We start from the raw sequence: 15,314 nt of genomic DNA, 5'->3' as shown, positions 1-15,314 counted from the left end.
ATCCCGAACGCCTGGCGGAGGCCGTGGACGCGGCTCGCTACGCGCACGGCGGCGCCACCGTCGTAGGAGACACCGTCGACCTGCTCGACCCGCAGGCGACCCGCGACTGGGCCGCGCACATCGAGAAGGACTTCGGCCGCATCGACGGCCTGGTCCACCTTGTCGGCGGCTGGCGCGGCAGCGCGTCGTTCACCGAGACCGACCTCGCCGACTGGGACCTCCTGGAGAAGCTGCTCATCCGCACCGTCCAGCACACCTCCCTGGCCTTCTACGACGGCCTGGAGCGCAGCGACCGCGGCCGTTACCTGCTGATCAGCGCGGCCGGCGCCAGCAAGCCCACGGCGGGCAACGCGGCGTACTCCGCCTCCAAGGCCGCCGCCGAGGCCTGGACCCTCGCGATGGCCGACGGCTACCGCAAGGGCGCCGGCGAGGACGGTCTCACCTCCGCCGCCGCCGTCATGGTGGTGAAGGCGCTGGTGCACGACGCGATGCGCGCCGAACGCCCGGGCGCGAAGTTCGCGGGCTTCACCGACGTCAAGGACCTCGCCGAGGCCATCGCCGGCGTCTGGGACAAGCCCGCCACCGAAGTGAACGGAAACCGTCTGTGGCTGACCGAGAAGCCGTGAACCCTCCGAAGACCGACGCACGGCGCCACCACGACCCGGAGATCCGCGGCTTCGCCAGTGACAACTACGCCGGCGCCCACCCCGAGGTGCTGGCCGCCCTCGCCCTCGCCAACGGCGGCCACCAGGTCGCCTACGGCGAGGACGACTACACCGAGAACCTCCAGGGCATCATCCGCAGCCACTTCGGCGCCACGGCTGAGGCCTTCCCGGTCTTCAACGGCACCGGCGCCAACGTCGTCGCACTCCAGGCGGTCACCGACCGCTGGGGCGCGGTGATCTGCGCCGAGAGCGCCCACATCAACGTCGACGAGGGCGGCGCCCCCGAACGCATGGGCGGGCTGAAGCTGCTCACGGTGCCCACCCCGGACGGCAAGCTCACGCCCGAACTGATCGACAAGCAGGCCTACGGCTGGGACGACGAGCACCGCGCGATGCCGCAGGTCGTCTCGATCACCCAGAGCACCGAACTCGGCACCCTCTACACGCCCGACGAGATCCGTGCGATCTGCGACCACGCCCACGCGCGCGGCATGAAGGTCCACCTCGACGGCTCCCGGATAGCCAATGCGGCGGCCTCCCTGGACGTCCCCATGCGGACGTTCACCAACGCGGTCGGCGTCGACATCCTCTCCCTGGGCGGGACGAAGAACGGCGCGATCTTCGGTGAGGCGGTCGTCGTCATCAACCAGGACGCTGTCAGCCACATGAAGCACCTGCGCAAGCTGTCCATGCAGCTCGCCTCCAAGATGCGCTTCGTTTCAGTGCAGTTGGAGGCGCTGCTCGCCAAGGACCTGTGGCTGCGCAACGCCCGCCACGCCAACGAGATGGCCCAGCGCCTCGCCGAAGGCGTGCGGGCGGTGCATGGCGTGGAGATCCTCTACCCCGTGCAGGCCAACGGCGTCTTCGCCCGCCTCCCGCACGACGTGAGCGTGCGCCTGCAGCAGCGGTTCCGCTTCTACTTCTGGGACGAGGCCGCCGGTGACGTCCGCTGGATGTGCGGCTTCGACACGACAGAGGACGACGTGGACGCGTTCGTGGCGGCGCTCAAGGAGGAGATGGCGCGGTAGCCGACGCTCAGGTTTTGCTGCATAGGTATGCGGTCACCTGAAAAGTAATTGACTCTCGGGTGATCGCTTTCCTATGCTCTCCAGCCATGGAGCTGATCCAGAACACCCCCGACCTGTCCGCCTATTTGGCCGCCGACGAGGCCATCGATCACGGCCATCCCCTCGTGCGCGAGACCGCCGCACGACTGGCCAAGAGTGCCGCGGATTCGTATGGCTATGCACGGCTGGCGTTCGAGTTCGTGCGGGACACCATTCCGCACTCGCAGGACTCCGGTGACCCGCGCGTCACCTGGCGGGCCTCCGACGTCCTGGAGCAGGGCACCGGCATCTGCTACGCCAAGGCGCACGCGCTGGCCGCGCTGCTGCGGGCCGAGGACATTCCCACGGCGTTCTGCTACCAAAAGTTCGACGTGGTGCACGGGTTGGTCGCGGTGCGGTTCAACGGGGCGTGGCACCGGCAGGATCCGCGTGGCAACAAGCCGGGCGTGGACGCGCAGTTCTCCCTCGACGGCGAGCGGCTGGCCTTCGTACCCGATCCCGAGTTCAATGAGCTGGACTACCCGGTCCTGTACGCTGAACCACACCCGGTCGTACTGAGCGCCCTCAAGGCCGCCCCCGACCGGCCGCACCTGTGGCAGACGCTCCCGACCGCACTCTGAGGCACCTCATGACGCTCACCCTGACCGTGTCCGACGAAGTCCGCGCCCTCGCACCCGGTTTCACGCATGTCGCGATCGAGGCCCACGGACTGGTCAACGGGCCGAGCACCGAAGCGAGTTCGGCCCTCCTCGACGACGCGACCCGCCGGCTGGCCGTACGACTCGACGGGCGCGCTCCGCACGAGGACCCGCACATGGCGGCCTGGCGCGAGGTGTACACGGCGTTCGGGTCGAAGCCGTCGCGGACCCGCAACTCGGCGGAGGCGCTGGCGAAAAGGGCGCTCACGGACGCCGGACTGCCCCGCATCAACGTGCTGGTCGACCTCTACAACGCCATCAGCGTCGCGTACTTGATCCCCGTGGGCGGTGAGGACACCGACCGCATCCAGGGCGGCATGACGCTCGAACGGGCCACCGGGGACGAGGAGTTCGTGACCGTCGCGGGCGGCGAGGAGGCCGTCGAACACCCCGACGCGGGCGAAGTGGTGTGGCGCGACGCGGCCGGTGTCACCTGCCGCCGCTGGAACTGGCGACAGGGGCCGCGCACCAGGCTCACGGAGGAATCGACGTCCGCTGTCTTCCTGTTGGAGAGTCTGGCGCCGATGCCCGTCACCGAGGTCGAGCGAGCGGGCGCCGAACTCGCCGAACTGCTGGAGAAGTTCAGCCCCGGGGCGGGGATCACGGTCCACGCCCCGGCATGACGGTTCAGCGAGCCTCGGCGGCCTTGACCTCTTCGGCGGTGGGTGCGGTGCCGCCGAGGTGGGCCGGCATCCACCAGGTGTCGTCCGGGCCCTTGGGACGTACCGGATAGGCGCGCTGGGCGGCCTCAAGCAGCTCCTGGACGCGCTCGCGCAGTCGGCGGGTGATCGCGCCCGCGTACTGGTCCTGGGGGGCCTCCACCGGCTCGCCGACCCGGATGGTGATCGGGGTGTGGCTGCGCTTGAAGTTCTTCGGGTGGCCCTTGGTCCACAGGCGCTGGGTGCCCCACAGGGCCATCGGGATCAGCGGGACGCCGGCCTCCTGGGCCATGCGCGCGGCACCGGACTTGAAGCTCTTCAGGGTGAAGGACTGCGAGATCGTCGCCTCGGGGAAGACGCCGACGATCTCACCGGACCGCAGCGACTCCAGCGCGTGCTGGTAGGCGGTCTCGCCCTGCTTGCGGTCCACCGGGATGTGCTTCATGCCGCGCATCAGCGGACCGGAGATCTTGTGCCGGAACACCGACTCCTTCGCCATGAAGCGCACCAGGCGCTTCTGCGGCAGGGCGGCCAGGCCGTCGAAGATGAAGTCCAGATAGCTGATGTGGTTGCTGACCAGCACAGCGCCGCCCGAGCGCGGAATGTTCTCCGATCCCTTGAGGTCGATCTTGAGGTCCCAGACCTTGAACAACGTTTGGGCGAGACCGACGACGGGACGGTAGACAAGCTCAGCCATGGACGGGGTGGACCCTTCTCTCTGCCTGGAAGGGGTTCTCCGGGCGGGAAAGTTACGCAGCCGTAGGTTTACGGCATTGCGCAGATCGTGCCCCAAGAACGAACGACTGGCCAGTCCTCGTGCCGTAGAACGGCGAGATCCTCGTCACGTCCATCCCTTGATCCACCTCGGACTTTTAAATTTCCTTTACTCTGCGCGAACCGTCACCCGGCGTACGAGCAGGTACATCTCGCACCCCAGGCAGTACCCGAACGCGGCATTGAGGAACGCGGCGGCGAGCGCGGCCCCGGTCGCCGCGAGTCCCAGCCAGTTCGGACCCAGGCCGAAACCGACCAGTCCCACCCCGGCGAAGACCAGCCCGACCGTCTGCGCGAACCGCGGCGGCTCCGGTGCCTCGAACTCGGTCGGCGGCCCGATCCGGGGCCGTACGGCCTTCCGGAACAGCCAGCCGTACGGCGAACGGCCCACGCCGCCCGCCGCGCCCAGCGCGAACGCCAGGGTCTGCCAGGCCAGCAGCCAGAAGCTGCCGGTGACCAGCACGACCGCCAGCACCACGGTCGTCAGGGCCGCCCCGAAGCGCGGCCCTCTCACGTCGATGTCCATGAACCTAGGATTCCGCAGCAGAAACGATTCGTAGTGCTGGGAATCTTTGCAGTCTCGTGAACGCTGGAGCAGTGGATGACCGGACTCGTGGTGTGCGTGGCGGTGCTCGCGGCGGCGAGCGCCTACGGAGTGCTGCATCGGCGGCGGAGCGGGAGGGTACGGGTGCGTGGGCGCGACGGCGGAAAACGGCTCGAAGCCGCCGAGTTGGGCGGCGACCTCGGTGAGAAGGCCACCCTGGTGCAGTTCTCCAGCGCCTTCTGCGCGCCCTGCCGGGCCACGCGCCGGGTGCTGGGCGAGGTGGCCGGCATGGTCCCCGGTGTGCGTCACATCGAGATCGACGCGGAGGCCCATCTGGACCTCGTACGGGAACTCGACATCCTGAAGACCCCCACCGTGCTGGTGCTCGACGCGGACGGGCGGGTCGTGCGGCGCGCCACCGGTCTCCCCCGCAAGGCGGATGTCATCGCGGCTCTGGGGGAGGCGGTTTGACGGTTCGGGCGGAAGCGGTGAGTCATCTCCCATATGCCGGAACGTACTTGACTGCGCACACCACCTATCGTCAGCCTGACTGTATGCCTTCGGAACTCCTTCTTTTCGGGCGGGTGCACGTCGACCTCGCACGCACCGCGAGCGCGTGCTGTCCGGGCTGTTGAGCAGCCACGGTCCCGCTCGTCGCCTCCCCAAGAAGGACAGTCCCATGACGGCCACGCCCGATCTCGGCACCTCTCGGCTCGCCTCTCCCGACCTGCTGCGTTCCGTCTTCCGGCAGCACGCGGCCGGTGTGGCGGTGATCACCGCGCGCGGTGAGACCGGTCCGGTCGGCTTCACCGCCACCTCGCTCAGCTCCGTCTCCGCGCAGCCCCCGATGCTGTCCTTCGGAATCAGCACCGGTGCGTCCAGCTGGCCCGCGATATCCGGGGCCGACCATGTCGGCGTGCACATACTCGGCGAGCACCAGGAGCAGTTGGCCGCCACCTTCGCCCGCAGCGGCGCCGACCGGTTCGGGGCGCCGACTGCCTGGCGCGAGGGTCCCGAGGGTGTGCCGGTCCTCGACGGGGTGCTCGCGTGGCTGGTGTGCAGGGTCGTCGCGCGCGTGCCCGCAGGGGATCACCGCATCGTCCTGGCCGAGGTCGTCCTCGGCGACCCTGCCGGCTCCGGCCGCCCGCTCCTCTACCACCAGGGGCGCTTCAACGGGCTGCGTGACTGAGACCACTCCCGGTGGGTGACGGGCCACCCTGCGGAAGTGTCGAGTTCCGATTACGCTGCGTTGCACAGGTCACAGTTCAAAGCGCTTGCTTAGCGGGCACCCCTTGGGGGACCGTAGTGGTGCGTACTGGCGAGTAATATTTCGCTCGGAGCACCGGTCGCCCCCACCGGGAACGGCCGTTCAAGGCGCCTATGCTGCCTGGAAGTAGGCAGCCGAAAAATGACGATGCAGTAGGAGAGCCGGCGTGAGCTTGAGGATCGTTGTCACTGTGAAGTACGTGCCCGACGCCACTGGCGACCGGCACTTCGCCGATGACCTGACCGTCGACCGGGACGACGTGGACGGTCTGCTCTCCGAGCTCGACGAGTACGCGGTCGAGCAGGCGCTGCAGATCTCCGAGAACTCGGACGACGACGATGTGTCGATCACCGTCCTGACCGTGGGTCCGGAGGACGCCAAGGACGCCCTGCGCAAGGCGCTGTCCATGGGTGCCGACAAGGCGATCCACGTCGAGGACGACGATCTGCACGGCACCGACGTCATCGGCACCTCCCTGGTGCTGGCCAAGGCGATCGAGAAGGCCGGCTTCGACCTGGTCGTCTCCGGCATGGCCTCCACCGACGGCACCGCCGGTGTGATCCCCGCCCTGCTGGCCGAGCGCCTGGGCGTCCCGCAGGTCACGCTGCTCTCCGAGGTCTCCGTCGCGGACGGCGTCGTCAAGGGCCGCCGGGACGGCGACACCGCCAGCGAGCAGCTGGAGGCCTCCCTGCCGGCCGTCGTGTCGGTCACCGACCAGTCGGGCGAGGCGCGTTACCCCTCCTTCAAGGGCATCATGGCCGCCAAGAAGAAGCCGGTTCAGGCCTGGGACCTCTCCGACCTGGAGATCGACACCGACGAGGTCGGCCTCGAAGGCGCCTGGACCGCCGTCGACTCCGCGGCCCAGCGCCCCGCGCGCACCGCCGGCACGATCGTCAAGGACGAGGGCGAGGGCGGCAAGCAGCTCGCCGAGTTCCTCGCGGGCCAGAAGTTTATCTAAGGCCCAAGGGTCACGGCCCAACTCGCTTACCTCCCCTCAGACTTCGCAAGCACGCAGGAGACCATTCCCATGGCTGAAGTTCTCGTCTACGTCGACCACGTGGACGGCGCCGTCCGCAAGCCCACCCTGGAGCTGCTGACGCTGGCCCGCCGTATCGGCGAGCCCGTCGCGGTCGCCCTCGGCCCCGGTGCCGAGAACACCGCCGCCGCGCTCGCCGAGCACGGCGCGGTGAAGGTGCTCACGCACGACGCCGCCGAGTACGCCGACTACCTCGTCGTACCGAAGGTGGACGCCCTCCAGGCCGCCTACGACGCCGTCTCCCCGGCCGCCGTCCTGGTGCCGTCCTCCGCCGAGGGCAAGGAGATCGCCGCCCGCCTCGCGGTGCGCATCGGCTCCGGCATCATCACCGACGCCACCGACCTGGAGGCCGGTGACGAGGGCCCCGTGGCGACGCAGTCGGTGTTCGCCGCCTCCTTCACCACCAAGACCCGTGTCTCCAAGGGCACCCCGGTCATCACCGTGAAGCCCAACAGCGCCGCCGTGGAGGCCGCCCCGGCCGCCGGTACGGTCGAGGCCCTCGCGGTCACCTTCTCGGACAAGGCCACCGGCACCAAGGTCACCGCGCGCACCCCGCGCGAGTCGACCGGCCGCCCGGAGCTGACCGAGGCCGCGATCGTGGTCTCCGGCGGCCGTGGTGTGAACGGCTCGGAGAACTTCGCGATCATCGAGGCCCTCGCCGACTCCCTCGGTGCGGCCGTCGGCGCCTCGCGTGCCGCCGTCGACGCCGGCTGGTACCCGCACTCCAACCAGGTCGGCCAGACCGGCAAGAGCGTCTCCCCGCAGCTCTACATCGCCAACGGCATCTCCGGCGCGATCCAGCACCGCGCCGGCATGCAGACCTCGAAGACGATCGTGGCCGTCAACAAGGACGCCGAGGCCCCGATCTTCGACCTCGTCGACTACGGCGTGGTCGGCGACCTCTTCGACGTCGTCCCGCAGCTCACCGAAGAGGTCAACTCCCGCAAGGGCTGATCTCCGGAAGAGTCACGTGGCCCCTGCGACCCGCGCGGTCGTGGGGGCCTCGGCGTGTCCCGGGCCGCTCAGCCCAGGCTGATCGTGGACTGCACGGGCAGATGGTCGCTCGGGAACTGGCTGTTCTCGGAGAACGTGTCGATGACCGTACGGCGCACGGTGACTCCCTCGGTGACCAGGATCCAGTCGATGCGGTTCCCGCCCGGGACGAGCGCGCGATAGCCGTGGAAGGTGCCGTACAGCTGCCCGCGCCCGGCCGCCGCGTCCCAGGTGTCCCTGAGGCCGGCGCCCAGCATCGTGTCGTAGACCGAGGTGGTGTACGCGGCGGTGTTGAAGTCGCCGGTCACCAGAATCGGCAGGGAGTGGTCGAGGCGGGCGAGGCGTTCGGCGATGAGTGAGGCGGCACGCTCGCGCGCGTACTGACTCGCGTTGTCCAGGTGGGTGTTGAGGACGTAGAACTGCCGTCCGTCGTCCCCGAGGTCGCGGAAGCGGATCCAGGTGGCGATGCGCGGGTGGGCGCCGCCCCAGGTGTTCGACCCGATCACGTTGGGCGTGTCGGAGAGCCAGAACTGGTCGTACTCGACGGGGGCGAGCCGGCGCGTGTCGTAGAAGATCGCCGTCTCCTCGTCGTGGCTGCCGCCCTTGCGACCGCCGCCGATCCAGTCGTAGTGCGGCGCGAGGTCCTGCTTGATGTCCTGGAGCTGCCCGTAGAGGCCCTCCTGGGTGCCGATGATGTCGGGGGCCGCGCGGAGCAGCAGGTCGCGCATCACCGGGCGGCGGACCTTCCAGCTGTTGGGTTCCGTGCTGCTCGCGAAACGCAGGTTGTACGTCATGACGTCCAGCAGTCGGGTCTCGTGCCGGACGGCGTCGGCGCGTACGGTTCCGATCAGTGGCACGGCGATGGCGGCTGCCACCAGCGTGGTCAGCCCCGCGCGACGGGTCACCGTCCAGGCAGTCGACATGTGCATCCCTCCCCTTGCGAGTCAGGATGAAGGGGTGGGGCGCCGGGCGGAAGAGGGCCTCGGGGTGGGAGTGAACGCGGTGGGTTCACGCCGTGGACAGGGTGTTGACCGGCGGGAAGATCCACGGATAACTTCGTTCTACGGATTGTTGATTCCGTAGAGCGGAAAACTGGAGGCTGTGGGATGGGTCAGGGCGAGCAGGAGAAGGTGGCGACGAGCCTCGCAGGCGCGGTCGGCGAGGAGATCAGCGCCTCCCTGGCACCGGTCGACGCCGAACTGGAGCGCCGCTACCCCGGTGACCCAGGCACCCGCCAGCCCGTTCACACGGTCTACGTCCCCGGTGACGTCTTCGCCGCCGACACGATCCGCACCTGGGGCGACCGCGCTCTCGCCGCCCTCGACGAACACGCCCCCGACGCCGCCTCCTTCGCCGCCGTCCTCGGCCTCTCCGACGAACTCGCCGAGCCCGTCCACGCGCGCGTGCGGGCCAAGTTGGAGCGCGAGCCCGTCGAGGACCTGCGCGTCGACTTCGAGGACGGCTACGGCCCCCGCCCCGACGCCGAGGAGGACGAGACCGCCGCCCGCGCGGCCCGGCTGATCGCCGAGGCGTACCAGAAGGGCACCGCGGCGCCGTACATGGGCATCCGCATGAAGTGCATGGAGGCGCCGGTGCGCGACCGGGGCATCCGCACCCTCGACATCTTCCTGACCGGACTGATGGCGGCCGGCGGACTGCCCGAGGGGCTGGTCCTGACCCTGCCCAAGGTCACCTACGCCGAGCAGGTCACCGCGATGGTGCGCCTCCTGGAGGCCTTCGAGAAGGCGCACGGGCTCGACGCCGGACGGATCGGCTTCGAGATCCAGATCGAGACCAGCCAGTCCATCCTGGCCACGGACGGGACCGCCACGGTCGCCCGCATGATCCAGGCCGCCGAGGGCCGCGCCACCGGCCTGCACTACGGCACCTTCGACTACAGCGCCTGCCTCGGTGTCTCCGCCGCCTACCAGGCCAGCGACCATCCCGCCGCCGACCACGCGAAGGCCGTCATGCAGGTAGCGGCGGCGGGGACGGGCGTACGCGTCTCGGACGGTTCGACCAATGTGCTGCCGGTCGGTCCGACCGCCCAGGTCCACGACGCCTGGCGGCTGCACTACGGCCTCACCCGGCGGGCGCTGTCCCGCGCGTACTACCAGGGCTGGGACATGCACCCCGGCCACATCCCCACCCGCTACGCGGCCGTCTTCGCCTTCTACCGCGAGGGCTTCGAACAGGCCGCCGCCCGCCTCGCCCGCTACGCCAACCGGGCCGGCGGCGACGTCATGGACGAGCCCGCGACCGCCAAGGCCCTCAGCGGCTACCTGCTGCGCGGCCTGGACTGCGGCGCGCTCGACATCGCGGAGGTGGCCGGCGCGACCGGGCTGACCCGGACGGACCTGGAGGGCTTCGCCGCGCCCCGCCGGGGCGACCTGACGGCGTCCGCCAAGTAGCGGGCCTGTCACAGCTGTTGACGCCGGCTTCTGTTGTCACTGCCGCCCCGTAGGCTGTACGGCGTTCATGGATGTGCCACAGGAACGGAGCGACGGTGTCTTCGGGGGAGAGCGGACGCGTGGACGGAGTCGGCCGACTGCTGGCCGGACGCTATCGCGTCGTGGCCCGGCTCGGGCGCGGCGGCATGGGCGTGGTCTGGCGCGCCGTCGACGAGGTCCTCGGCCGTGAGGTCGCGGTCAAGGAACTGCGTACCTTCACCGACGACTACGCGCCCGAGCTCGCCGATCTGCGGCTGCGGATGCAGCGCGAGGCGCGGGCGGCGGCGCGGGTCCGCCATCCTGGTGTCGTCGCCGTGCACGACATCGCGGAGGTCGACGGACGCCCGCTGATCGTCATGGAGTTGATCGACGGTCCCTCCCTGGACGACGTGCTGGGGGAGCGCGGCCCCGTCGACCCGCGCGAGGCGGCCGGGATCGGCGCGAAGGTGATGGAGGCGCTGGCCGCCGCCCACGCCGCCGGTGTGCTGCACCGCGATGTGAAGCCCGGGAACATCCTGCTGGAGCGTTCGGGCCGGGTCGTCCTCACGGACTTCGGCATAGCGACCATGGACGACCCGGGCGACGGTTCCGCCACGCACCTCACGCGCAGCGGCGAACTCATCGGCTCCCTGGACTACTTGGCCCCCGAGCGCGCGCAGGGCGCGGACCCCGGCCCGGCCTCCGACGTCTGGGCCCTGGGCGCCACGCTGTACGCGGCTGTCGAGGGCGCCTCACCGTTCCGCCGCACCTCGACGTACTCCACCCTCACGGCGATCGTCGACGAGCCCCTGCCGGAACCCCACCGCGCCGGTCCGCTCACCCCCGTCCTGCGCCAACTGCTGGACAAACGCCCCGAGTCCCGCCCCGACGCCGACCGGGCGCGGAAGCTGCTGGAAGCGGTGGCGGGAGCGCCGGAGGCGGACGCACCGACGACCACGTTGCGGGCGACCGGCGGAGGCGGGGCTCCCGCGCTGCCGGGGAGCTTCGGAGCGGTGGAGCCGAAGGGGAGTGCGGGAGCCGGGACTTCGGAGGAGAAAGGGCCAACGGAGGCCCGGGGGACGGGGCTTGGGGCTTCGGGGGCGGCGCCGGCCGGTACCGGAGCTGCGGGAGCGGGTGCCGTTGAGCCGGAGGAGACCGGGCAGGGACTCGGGTCGGCGGGGGCCCAGGCGCCGGCCGGGCAGGGGCTCGGAGGCATGGAGAACGCGGCGCCGGCCGGGCAAGTCTTTGGCGTCGGCGGATCGGCAACCGGCGATACGCCCGAGGAGGCGGGACCGGAGAACGCGGTAGCGGGACCGGGGGAAGTGGTGGCCGCCACCTCGGGGCGGTCCGGATCGGGAGAGCCAATACCCGGGTCGCCAGGGCGACTTGAAGCAACGGCATACGGACCGGGTGCGGCCGGCCCGCCCGGACCGGGTGGGCAGGACCCCGGTCCTTCGGGGCGACTTGCCTCCGACGCCCTCTCCTCCGCGTCCGCGCCCCCTCCCACCTCCGTGCCCCAGGGCTTCGGTCCGCCCCTCGCCCCTGTAACCCACCAGACCGGTCCCATGGCCCGACCGAACGCACCCCGCCGCAAGGCACGCGTCGTGACAGCCGCCGCCATCGCGGCCGTCGTCCTCGCCGGCGCCGGAGTCGTGGGCGCCCACATGGTCAACTCCGGCGACACCTCGGTCACGTCGGGGCCCGACTCGCCCCCGGCCGGTGACGTGGTCGGCCCCGCCTCGCCCACCGGACATACGGACGCCCACCGCTCGGCCGACCCCGAGCCCACCGGGCAGCGCGACGACGGATCCCAGGCGCCGACTGGGCAGCACACCGGCAAGGGGGAGAGCACGGCGGCGGGGCAGGACCCCAGTGCCGCCCCGACCAAGTCCGAGGCCGGCGGCGGCAGCGCCCCCACGACCGGCGGAGCCAGTCCCAGTCCCAGCTCCAGCCCTGACCCCGCCTGCCAGTCCATCGGAGGCGGCAAATACAACTGCCAGGTGTGGCGCAGCGCCAAGTCCTACACCGCGTCCGGTACCGAGGTGGGTGTGCTCGGCGCGGGTACCAACTATTTCTTCTGCCAGCAGAACCTGGGCCGCCGCGAGACCTACGGCCAGTGGACCAACGTCTGGTGGGCGAAGACGGACGACGACAGCGGCAACACGAACGTCTATGTCAGCGACGTCTACATCAAGGGCGGGGACAACGACGAGCCGATCCCCGGACTACCGGTCTGCTGAGGCCGTACGAAGCGCTCCAGACCGGACACCGTCACCAACCCCGCCTCCCGGAACAGCCGCGTACCCCGCTCGCACAACTCCCGGTCCGCGCGCGCCCGTGCGCAGAACTCCTCCGGTGTCCGCCCGAACAGGTCCCTCAACTCCGCTGAGGTGGCGAGAAGTTCGGTGAGCAGTGCCCGCTCGCCCGGATGCCGGCGCGGCACCCCCGTGCCGTCACGCAGCACCCCGTGCCGGTTGACGTAGACGTACGCGCCCCGCAGCGACTCCCCGGAGCCCGACTCGAAACGGAACTCCGGCCCGGTCAACCACGCCCGGTCGTAAGCCCCTTCACTCGCGTCGACCACGGCGAGCTGCCGCGCGTCGAACCACGTCACGAACAACTCCCGTACAAGACCGGGTGAGTTGACCGGCGACGCGGAAACATAGCCCACACGGCTCACATGCGCGGAGACGCCGACGTCGACACCGGTGACCCGGAGCTTCACCATCGGGACGGGGGAGCCGATCCCGAACTCCGCCATCTTGTGCCGCAGTTGACCGGGACAGGCGTTGGAACCGATGGCGAGGACAGGGGTGCGGTCCTTGTACGTGACGCGGTCGTCCAGGGGCAACAGCCGGTCTCCGGCGAGGAGTCCGGACTCGGTGGGCCATGCGCCCGGGTACGTGAGCGGATCCTCGCGCGGCGCCCGGGCCAGCCCCAGAGCCTCCAGCGTGCGGTCGTCCACGGTTCGCTCAGTCCGTCGGCGGCAGCTCGCCCGAGCCCCGGGTGATCAGCCGGGTGGGCAACTCGATGCGTTCCGGGGCGATGAGCGTGCCGTCCAGCTGGCGGAAGAGACGCTCGGCGGCGGTACGGCCGAGGGCCGCCGCGTCCTGGGCGACGACGGTCACGCCCGGCTGGAGCAGATCGGCCAGTTCGAAGTCGTCGAAGCCCACGAGGGCGATCCGCCGGGACTGTTCGGCGAGGACCCGGACGACGGTGACCGTCACGCGGTTGTTGCCGGCGAAGATCGCGGTGACGGGGGAGGGGCCGGACAGCATCTCCTCGGCGGCCCGGCGCACCCGCACGGGATCGGTCACACCGAGGGACATCCAGGCGTCCTCGACCGCTATGCCGGCGTCCTCCATGGCGGCCCGGTAGCCGCGCAACCGCTCGGCCGCCGTGTGGATGCGGGGCATGTCACCGATGAAGCCGATGCGCCGGTGGCCGTGGGAGATGAGGTGGGTGACCCCGTCGTGCGCGCCGCCGTAGCTGTCGGACAGGACGACATCGGCGTCGATCCGTCCGGCCGGACGGTCCACGAACACGGTCGCGACGCCCGCCTTGATCTCCGGCTCCAGATAACGGTGGTCGTCCCCGGCCGGGATCACCACCAGACCGTCCACCCGCCGGGCGCACAGCGCGAGCACCAACTCCTGCTCGCGGTCCGGGTCTTCGGCGCTGGAACCGTTGATCAGGAGGGCGCCGTGGGCCCGGGCCACCTCCTCGACCGCGCGGCTGAGCGGGCCGTAGAACGGGTCGGCGAGGTCCTCCAGGACGAGGCCGATGCTTGCCGTGCTGCCCTTGCGCAGGACGCGCGCGCTGTCGTTGCGGCGGAAGCCGAGGGCGTCGATGGCCTCCTGGACGCGGCGCTCGGTGTCGGGGGTGACGCCCGGCTCGCCGTTGACCACTCGCGACACCGTTTTCAGGCCGACACCGGCGCGCGCGGCCACGTCCTTCATGGTCGGACGGTTGCCGTAGCGGTTCTCGGGGCGGCGGGCGGTCTCTGGCACGATGCGCTGTCCTGTCCTGTCGTCCACGGGGGATGCATAGGTCCATGGGTTTGTATGAGGATGTGGCGTCGAGCATAGAGCCTGGACAACGTTGTCATATGCGAGAGAGACTGTCCACCGATATCTCCGGCCTGCGCCCCCACCGCGAGACCGGCCCAACTCACCTTCTGGTGGTTCTCATGTTTGACGGGGAGATCTGACACTGATGCACACCGACCTCGTGGCCGCGCTCGACATCGGCGGCACCAAGATCGCCGGGGCGCTGGTGGACGGCCACGGCAAGATCCTGGTGCGAGCACAGCGCCCGACGCCCTCGCAGGACGACGGCGACACCGTGATGCGAGCCGTGGAGGAGGTGCTCGCGGAGCTCACCGCATCACCTTCGTGGTCTCGCGCGAGCGCCCTCGGCATCGGCAGCGCGGGTCCCGTGGACGCCTCCGCCGGCACCGTGAGCCCGGTCAACGTGCCCGGCTGGCGCGACTTTCCGCTCGTCGAGCGGGTGCGTGCGGCGGCCGGTGACCTGCCCGTCGAGCTGATCGGCGACGGCGTGGCGATCACGGCGGCCGAGCACTGGCAGGGAGCGGCGCGCGGGCACGCCAACGCGCTGTGCATGGTGGTCTCCACCGGAGTCGGGGGCGGTCTCGTCCTCAACGGGCAGTTGCATCCCGGGCCGACCGGGAACGCGGGCCACATCGGCCACATCAGCGTGGACCTGGACGGCGACGCCTGTCCGTGCGGTTCACGCGGCTGTGTGGAGCGGATCGCCAGCGGTCCCAACATCGCCCGGCGGGCGGTCGAGGGCGGTTGGCTGCCAGGTCCCGACGGCGACACCTCGGCCGCGGCCGTTGCCGCCGCCGCCCGTGCCGGTGACCCGATCGCGGTGGCCTCCTTCGAGCGGGCCGCACAGGCCCTCGCCGCCGGTATCGCGGCCACCGCGACCCTCGTCGAGATCGACATCGCCGTGATCGGCGGGGGCGTGGGCAAGGCGGGCGACGTGCTCTTCACGCCGCTGCGCAAGGCGTTGAGCGACTACGCGACGCTGTCCTTCGTACGGCGGCTGACGGTGACGCCGGCTCAGATGGGCACGGACGCCGGCCTTGTGGGAGCGGCCGCGGCCGCGCTCGCCGGGCAGGCGAGCACGACCACGGCCGGGGTGGTGTGAGGAACCGACC

The 15,314-nt window shown here is 70.6% G+C and carries 17 protein-coding genes; 12 read left to right on the top strand and 5 right to left on the bottom strand.

Annotation, left to right across the window (positions count from 1 at the left end; genetic code table 11):
- The 4 genes from R6V09_RS10915 to R6V09_RS10900 form a co-directional block, all read left to right on the top strand.
- On the top strand, positions 1–626 hold a 626-nt coding region (locus R6V09_RS10915; protein ID WP_317881168.1), incomplete at its 5' end, for an SDR family NAD(P)-dependent oxidoreductase.
- Positions 623–1,693, top strand: coding sequence for a threonine aldolase family protein (locus R6V09_RS10910; protein WP_317881167.1), 1,071 nt, complete (start codon positions 623–625; stop codon positions 1,691–1,693). The genes R6V09_RS10915 and R6V09_RS10910, both read left to right, overlap by 4 nt.
- 86 nt (positions 1,694–1,779) lie before the next feature.
- Positions 1,780–2,352, top strand: coding sequence for a transglutaminase domain-containing protein (locus R6V09_RS10905; protein ID WP_317881166.1), 573 nt, complete (start codon positions 1,780–1,782; stop codon positions 2,350–2,352).
- Between the two features lie 8 nt (positions 2,353–2,360).
- Positions 2,361–3,053 (top strand): B3/B4 domain-containing protein, encoded by a 693-nt coding sequence (locus R6V09_RS10900; protein ID WP_317881165.1) that lies wholly within the window; start codon positions 2,361–2,363, stop codon positions 3,051–3,053.
- A gap of 4 nt (positions 3,054–3,057) precedes the next feature.
- Here R6V09_RS10900 and R6V09_RS10895 read toward each other — a convergent pair whose 3' ends face one another.
- Both R6V09_RS10895 and R6V09_RS10890 read right to left on the bottom strand, forming a co-directional pair.
- Complete coding sequence (locus R6V09_RS10895; RefSeq protein WP_317881164.1) at positions 3,058–3,786, bottom strand: lysophospholipid acyltransferase family protein; 729 nt, start codon at positions 3,784–3,786, stop codon at positions 3,058–3,060.
- A 186-nt stretch (positions 3,787–3,972) separates the two neighbouring features.
- The gene (locus R6V09_RS10890; RefSeq protein ID WP_317881163.1) at positions 3,973–4,389 is read right to left on the bottom strand and encodes a DUF4395 domain-containing protein; all 417 of its coding nucleotides are present in this window, start codon (positions 4,387–4,389) and stop codon (positions 3,973–3,975) included.
- Between the two features lie 75 nt (positions 4,390–4,464).
- On the opposite strand from R6V09_RS10890, the gene R6V09_RS10885 reads away from it, so the two are divergent.
- The 5 genes from R6V09_RS10885 (at position 4,465) to R6V09_RS10870 (ending at position 7,664) form a co-directional block, all read left to right on the top strand.
- A complete protein-coding gene (locus R6V09_RS10885; protein ID WP_317881162.1) occupies positions 4,465–4,878 on the top strand; it encodes a thioredoxin family protein in 414 nt (137 codons plus the stop codon).
- A gap of 83 nt (positions 4,879–4,961) precedes the next feature.
- Positions 4,962–5,042 (top strand): putative leader peptide, encoded by an 81-nt coding sequence (locus tag R6V09_RS54585; RefSeq protein WP_374195593.1) that lies wholly within the window; start codon positions 4,962–4,964, stop codon positions 5,040–5,042.
- Positions 5,043–5,086: 44 nt separating this feature from the next.
- Complete coding sequence (locus tag R6V09_RS10880) at positions 5,087–5,596, top strand: flavin reductase family protein (RefSeq protein ID WP_317881161.1); 510 nt, start codon at positions 5,087–5,089, stop codon at positions 5,594–5,596.
- Between the two features lie 244 nt (positions 5,597–5,840).
- Positions 5,841–6,632, top strand: coding sequence for an electron transfer flavoprotein subunit beta/FixA family protein (locus tag R6V09_RS10875; RefSeq protein WP_317881160.1), 792 nt, complete (start codon positions 5,841–5,843; stop codon positions 6,630–6,632).
- Between the two features lie 69 nt (positions 6,633–6,701).
- Positions 6,702–7,664, top strand: a complete 963-nt coding sequence (locus tag R6V09_RS10870; protein ID WP_317881159.1) for an electron transfer flavoprotein subunit alpha/FixB family protein — start codon at positions 6,702–6,704, stop codon at positions 7,662–7,664.
- Between the two features lie 68 nt (positions 7,665–7,732).
- Here the strand turns inward: R6V09_RS10870 and R6V09_RS10865 are convergent, their stop codons facing one another.
- The gene (locus R6V09_RS10865) at positions 7,733–8,626 is read right to left on the bottom strand and encodes an endonuclease/exonuclease/phosphatase family protein (RefSeq protein ID WP_317881158.1); all 894 of its coding nucleotides are present in this window, start codon (positions 8,624–8,626) and stop codon (positions 7,733–7,735) included.
- Positions 8,627–8,809: 183 nt separating this feature from the next.
- On the opposite strand from R6V09_RS10865, the gene R6V09_RS10860 reads away from it, so the two are divergent.
- Together R6V09_RS10860 and R6V09_RS10855 are read left to right on the top strand one after the other, a co-directional pair.
- Entirely contained in the window at positions 8,810–10,114 is a 1,305-nt protein-coding gene (locus tag R6V09_RS10860; RefSeq protein WP_317881157.1) for a DUF6986 family protein, read from the top strand.
- Between the two features lie 119 nt (positions 10,115–10,233).
- On the top strand, positions 10,234–12,372 hold the full coding sequence (locus R6V09_RS10855) for a serine/threonine-protein kinase (RefSeq protein ID WP_442810017.1): 2,139 nt from the start codon (positions 10,234–10,236) through the stop codon (positions 12,370–12,372).
- On the opposite strand, the gene R6V09_RS10850 is transcribed toward R6V09_RS10855, so the two are convergent.
- Positions 12,318–13,097 carry a hypothetical protein gene (locus R6V09_RS10850; protein ID WP_317881155.1) on the bottom strand — a complete coding sequence of 260 codons (780 nt, stop codon included), beginning with the start codon at positions 13,095–13,097 and terminating at the stop codon, positions 12,318–12,320. The genes R6V09_RS10855 and R6V09_RS10850 overlap by 55 nt on opposite strands.
- Positions 13,098–13,104: 7 nt before the next feature.
- Positions 13,105–14,142 (bottom strand): LacI family DNA-binding transcriptional regulator, encoded by a 1,038-nt coding sequence (locus R6V09_RS10845; protein WP_317881170.1) that lies wholly within the window; start codon positions 14,140–14,142, stop codon positions 13,105–13,107.
- Positions 14,143–14,347: 205 nt separating this feature from the next.
- Here R6V09_RS10845 and R6V09_RS10840 point away from each other — a divergent pair, with 205 nt between their 5' ends.
- Complete coding sequence (locus R6V09_RS10840; protein ID WP_317881154.1) at positions 14,348–15,304, top strand: ROK family protein; 957 nt, start codon at positions 14,348–14,350, stop codon at positions 15,302–15,304.
- Positions 15,305–15,314 lie beyond the last annotated feature (10 nt).

This window comes from Streptomyces sp. W16 (genome assembly GCF_033194735.1).
Taxonomy (GTDB): Bacteria; Actinomycetota; Actinomycetes; order Streptomycetales; family Streptomycetaceae; genus Streptomyces.
Note: the sequence above shows the minus strand (reverse complement) of the source record. Positions and strands in the feature narration are given on the sequence as shown.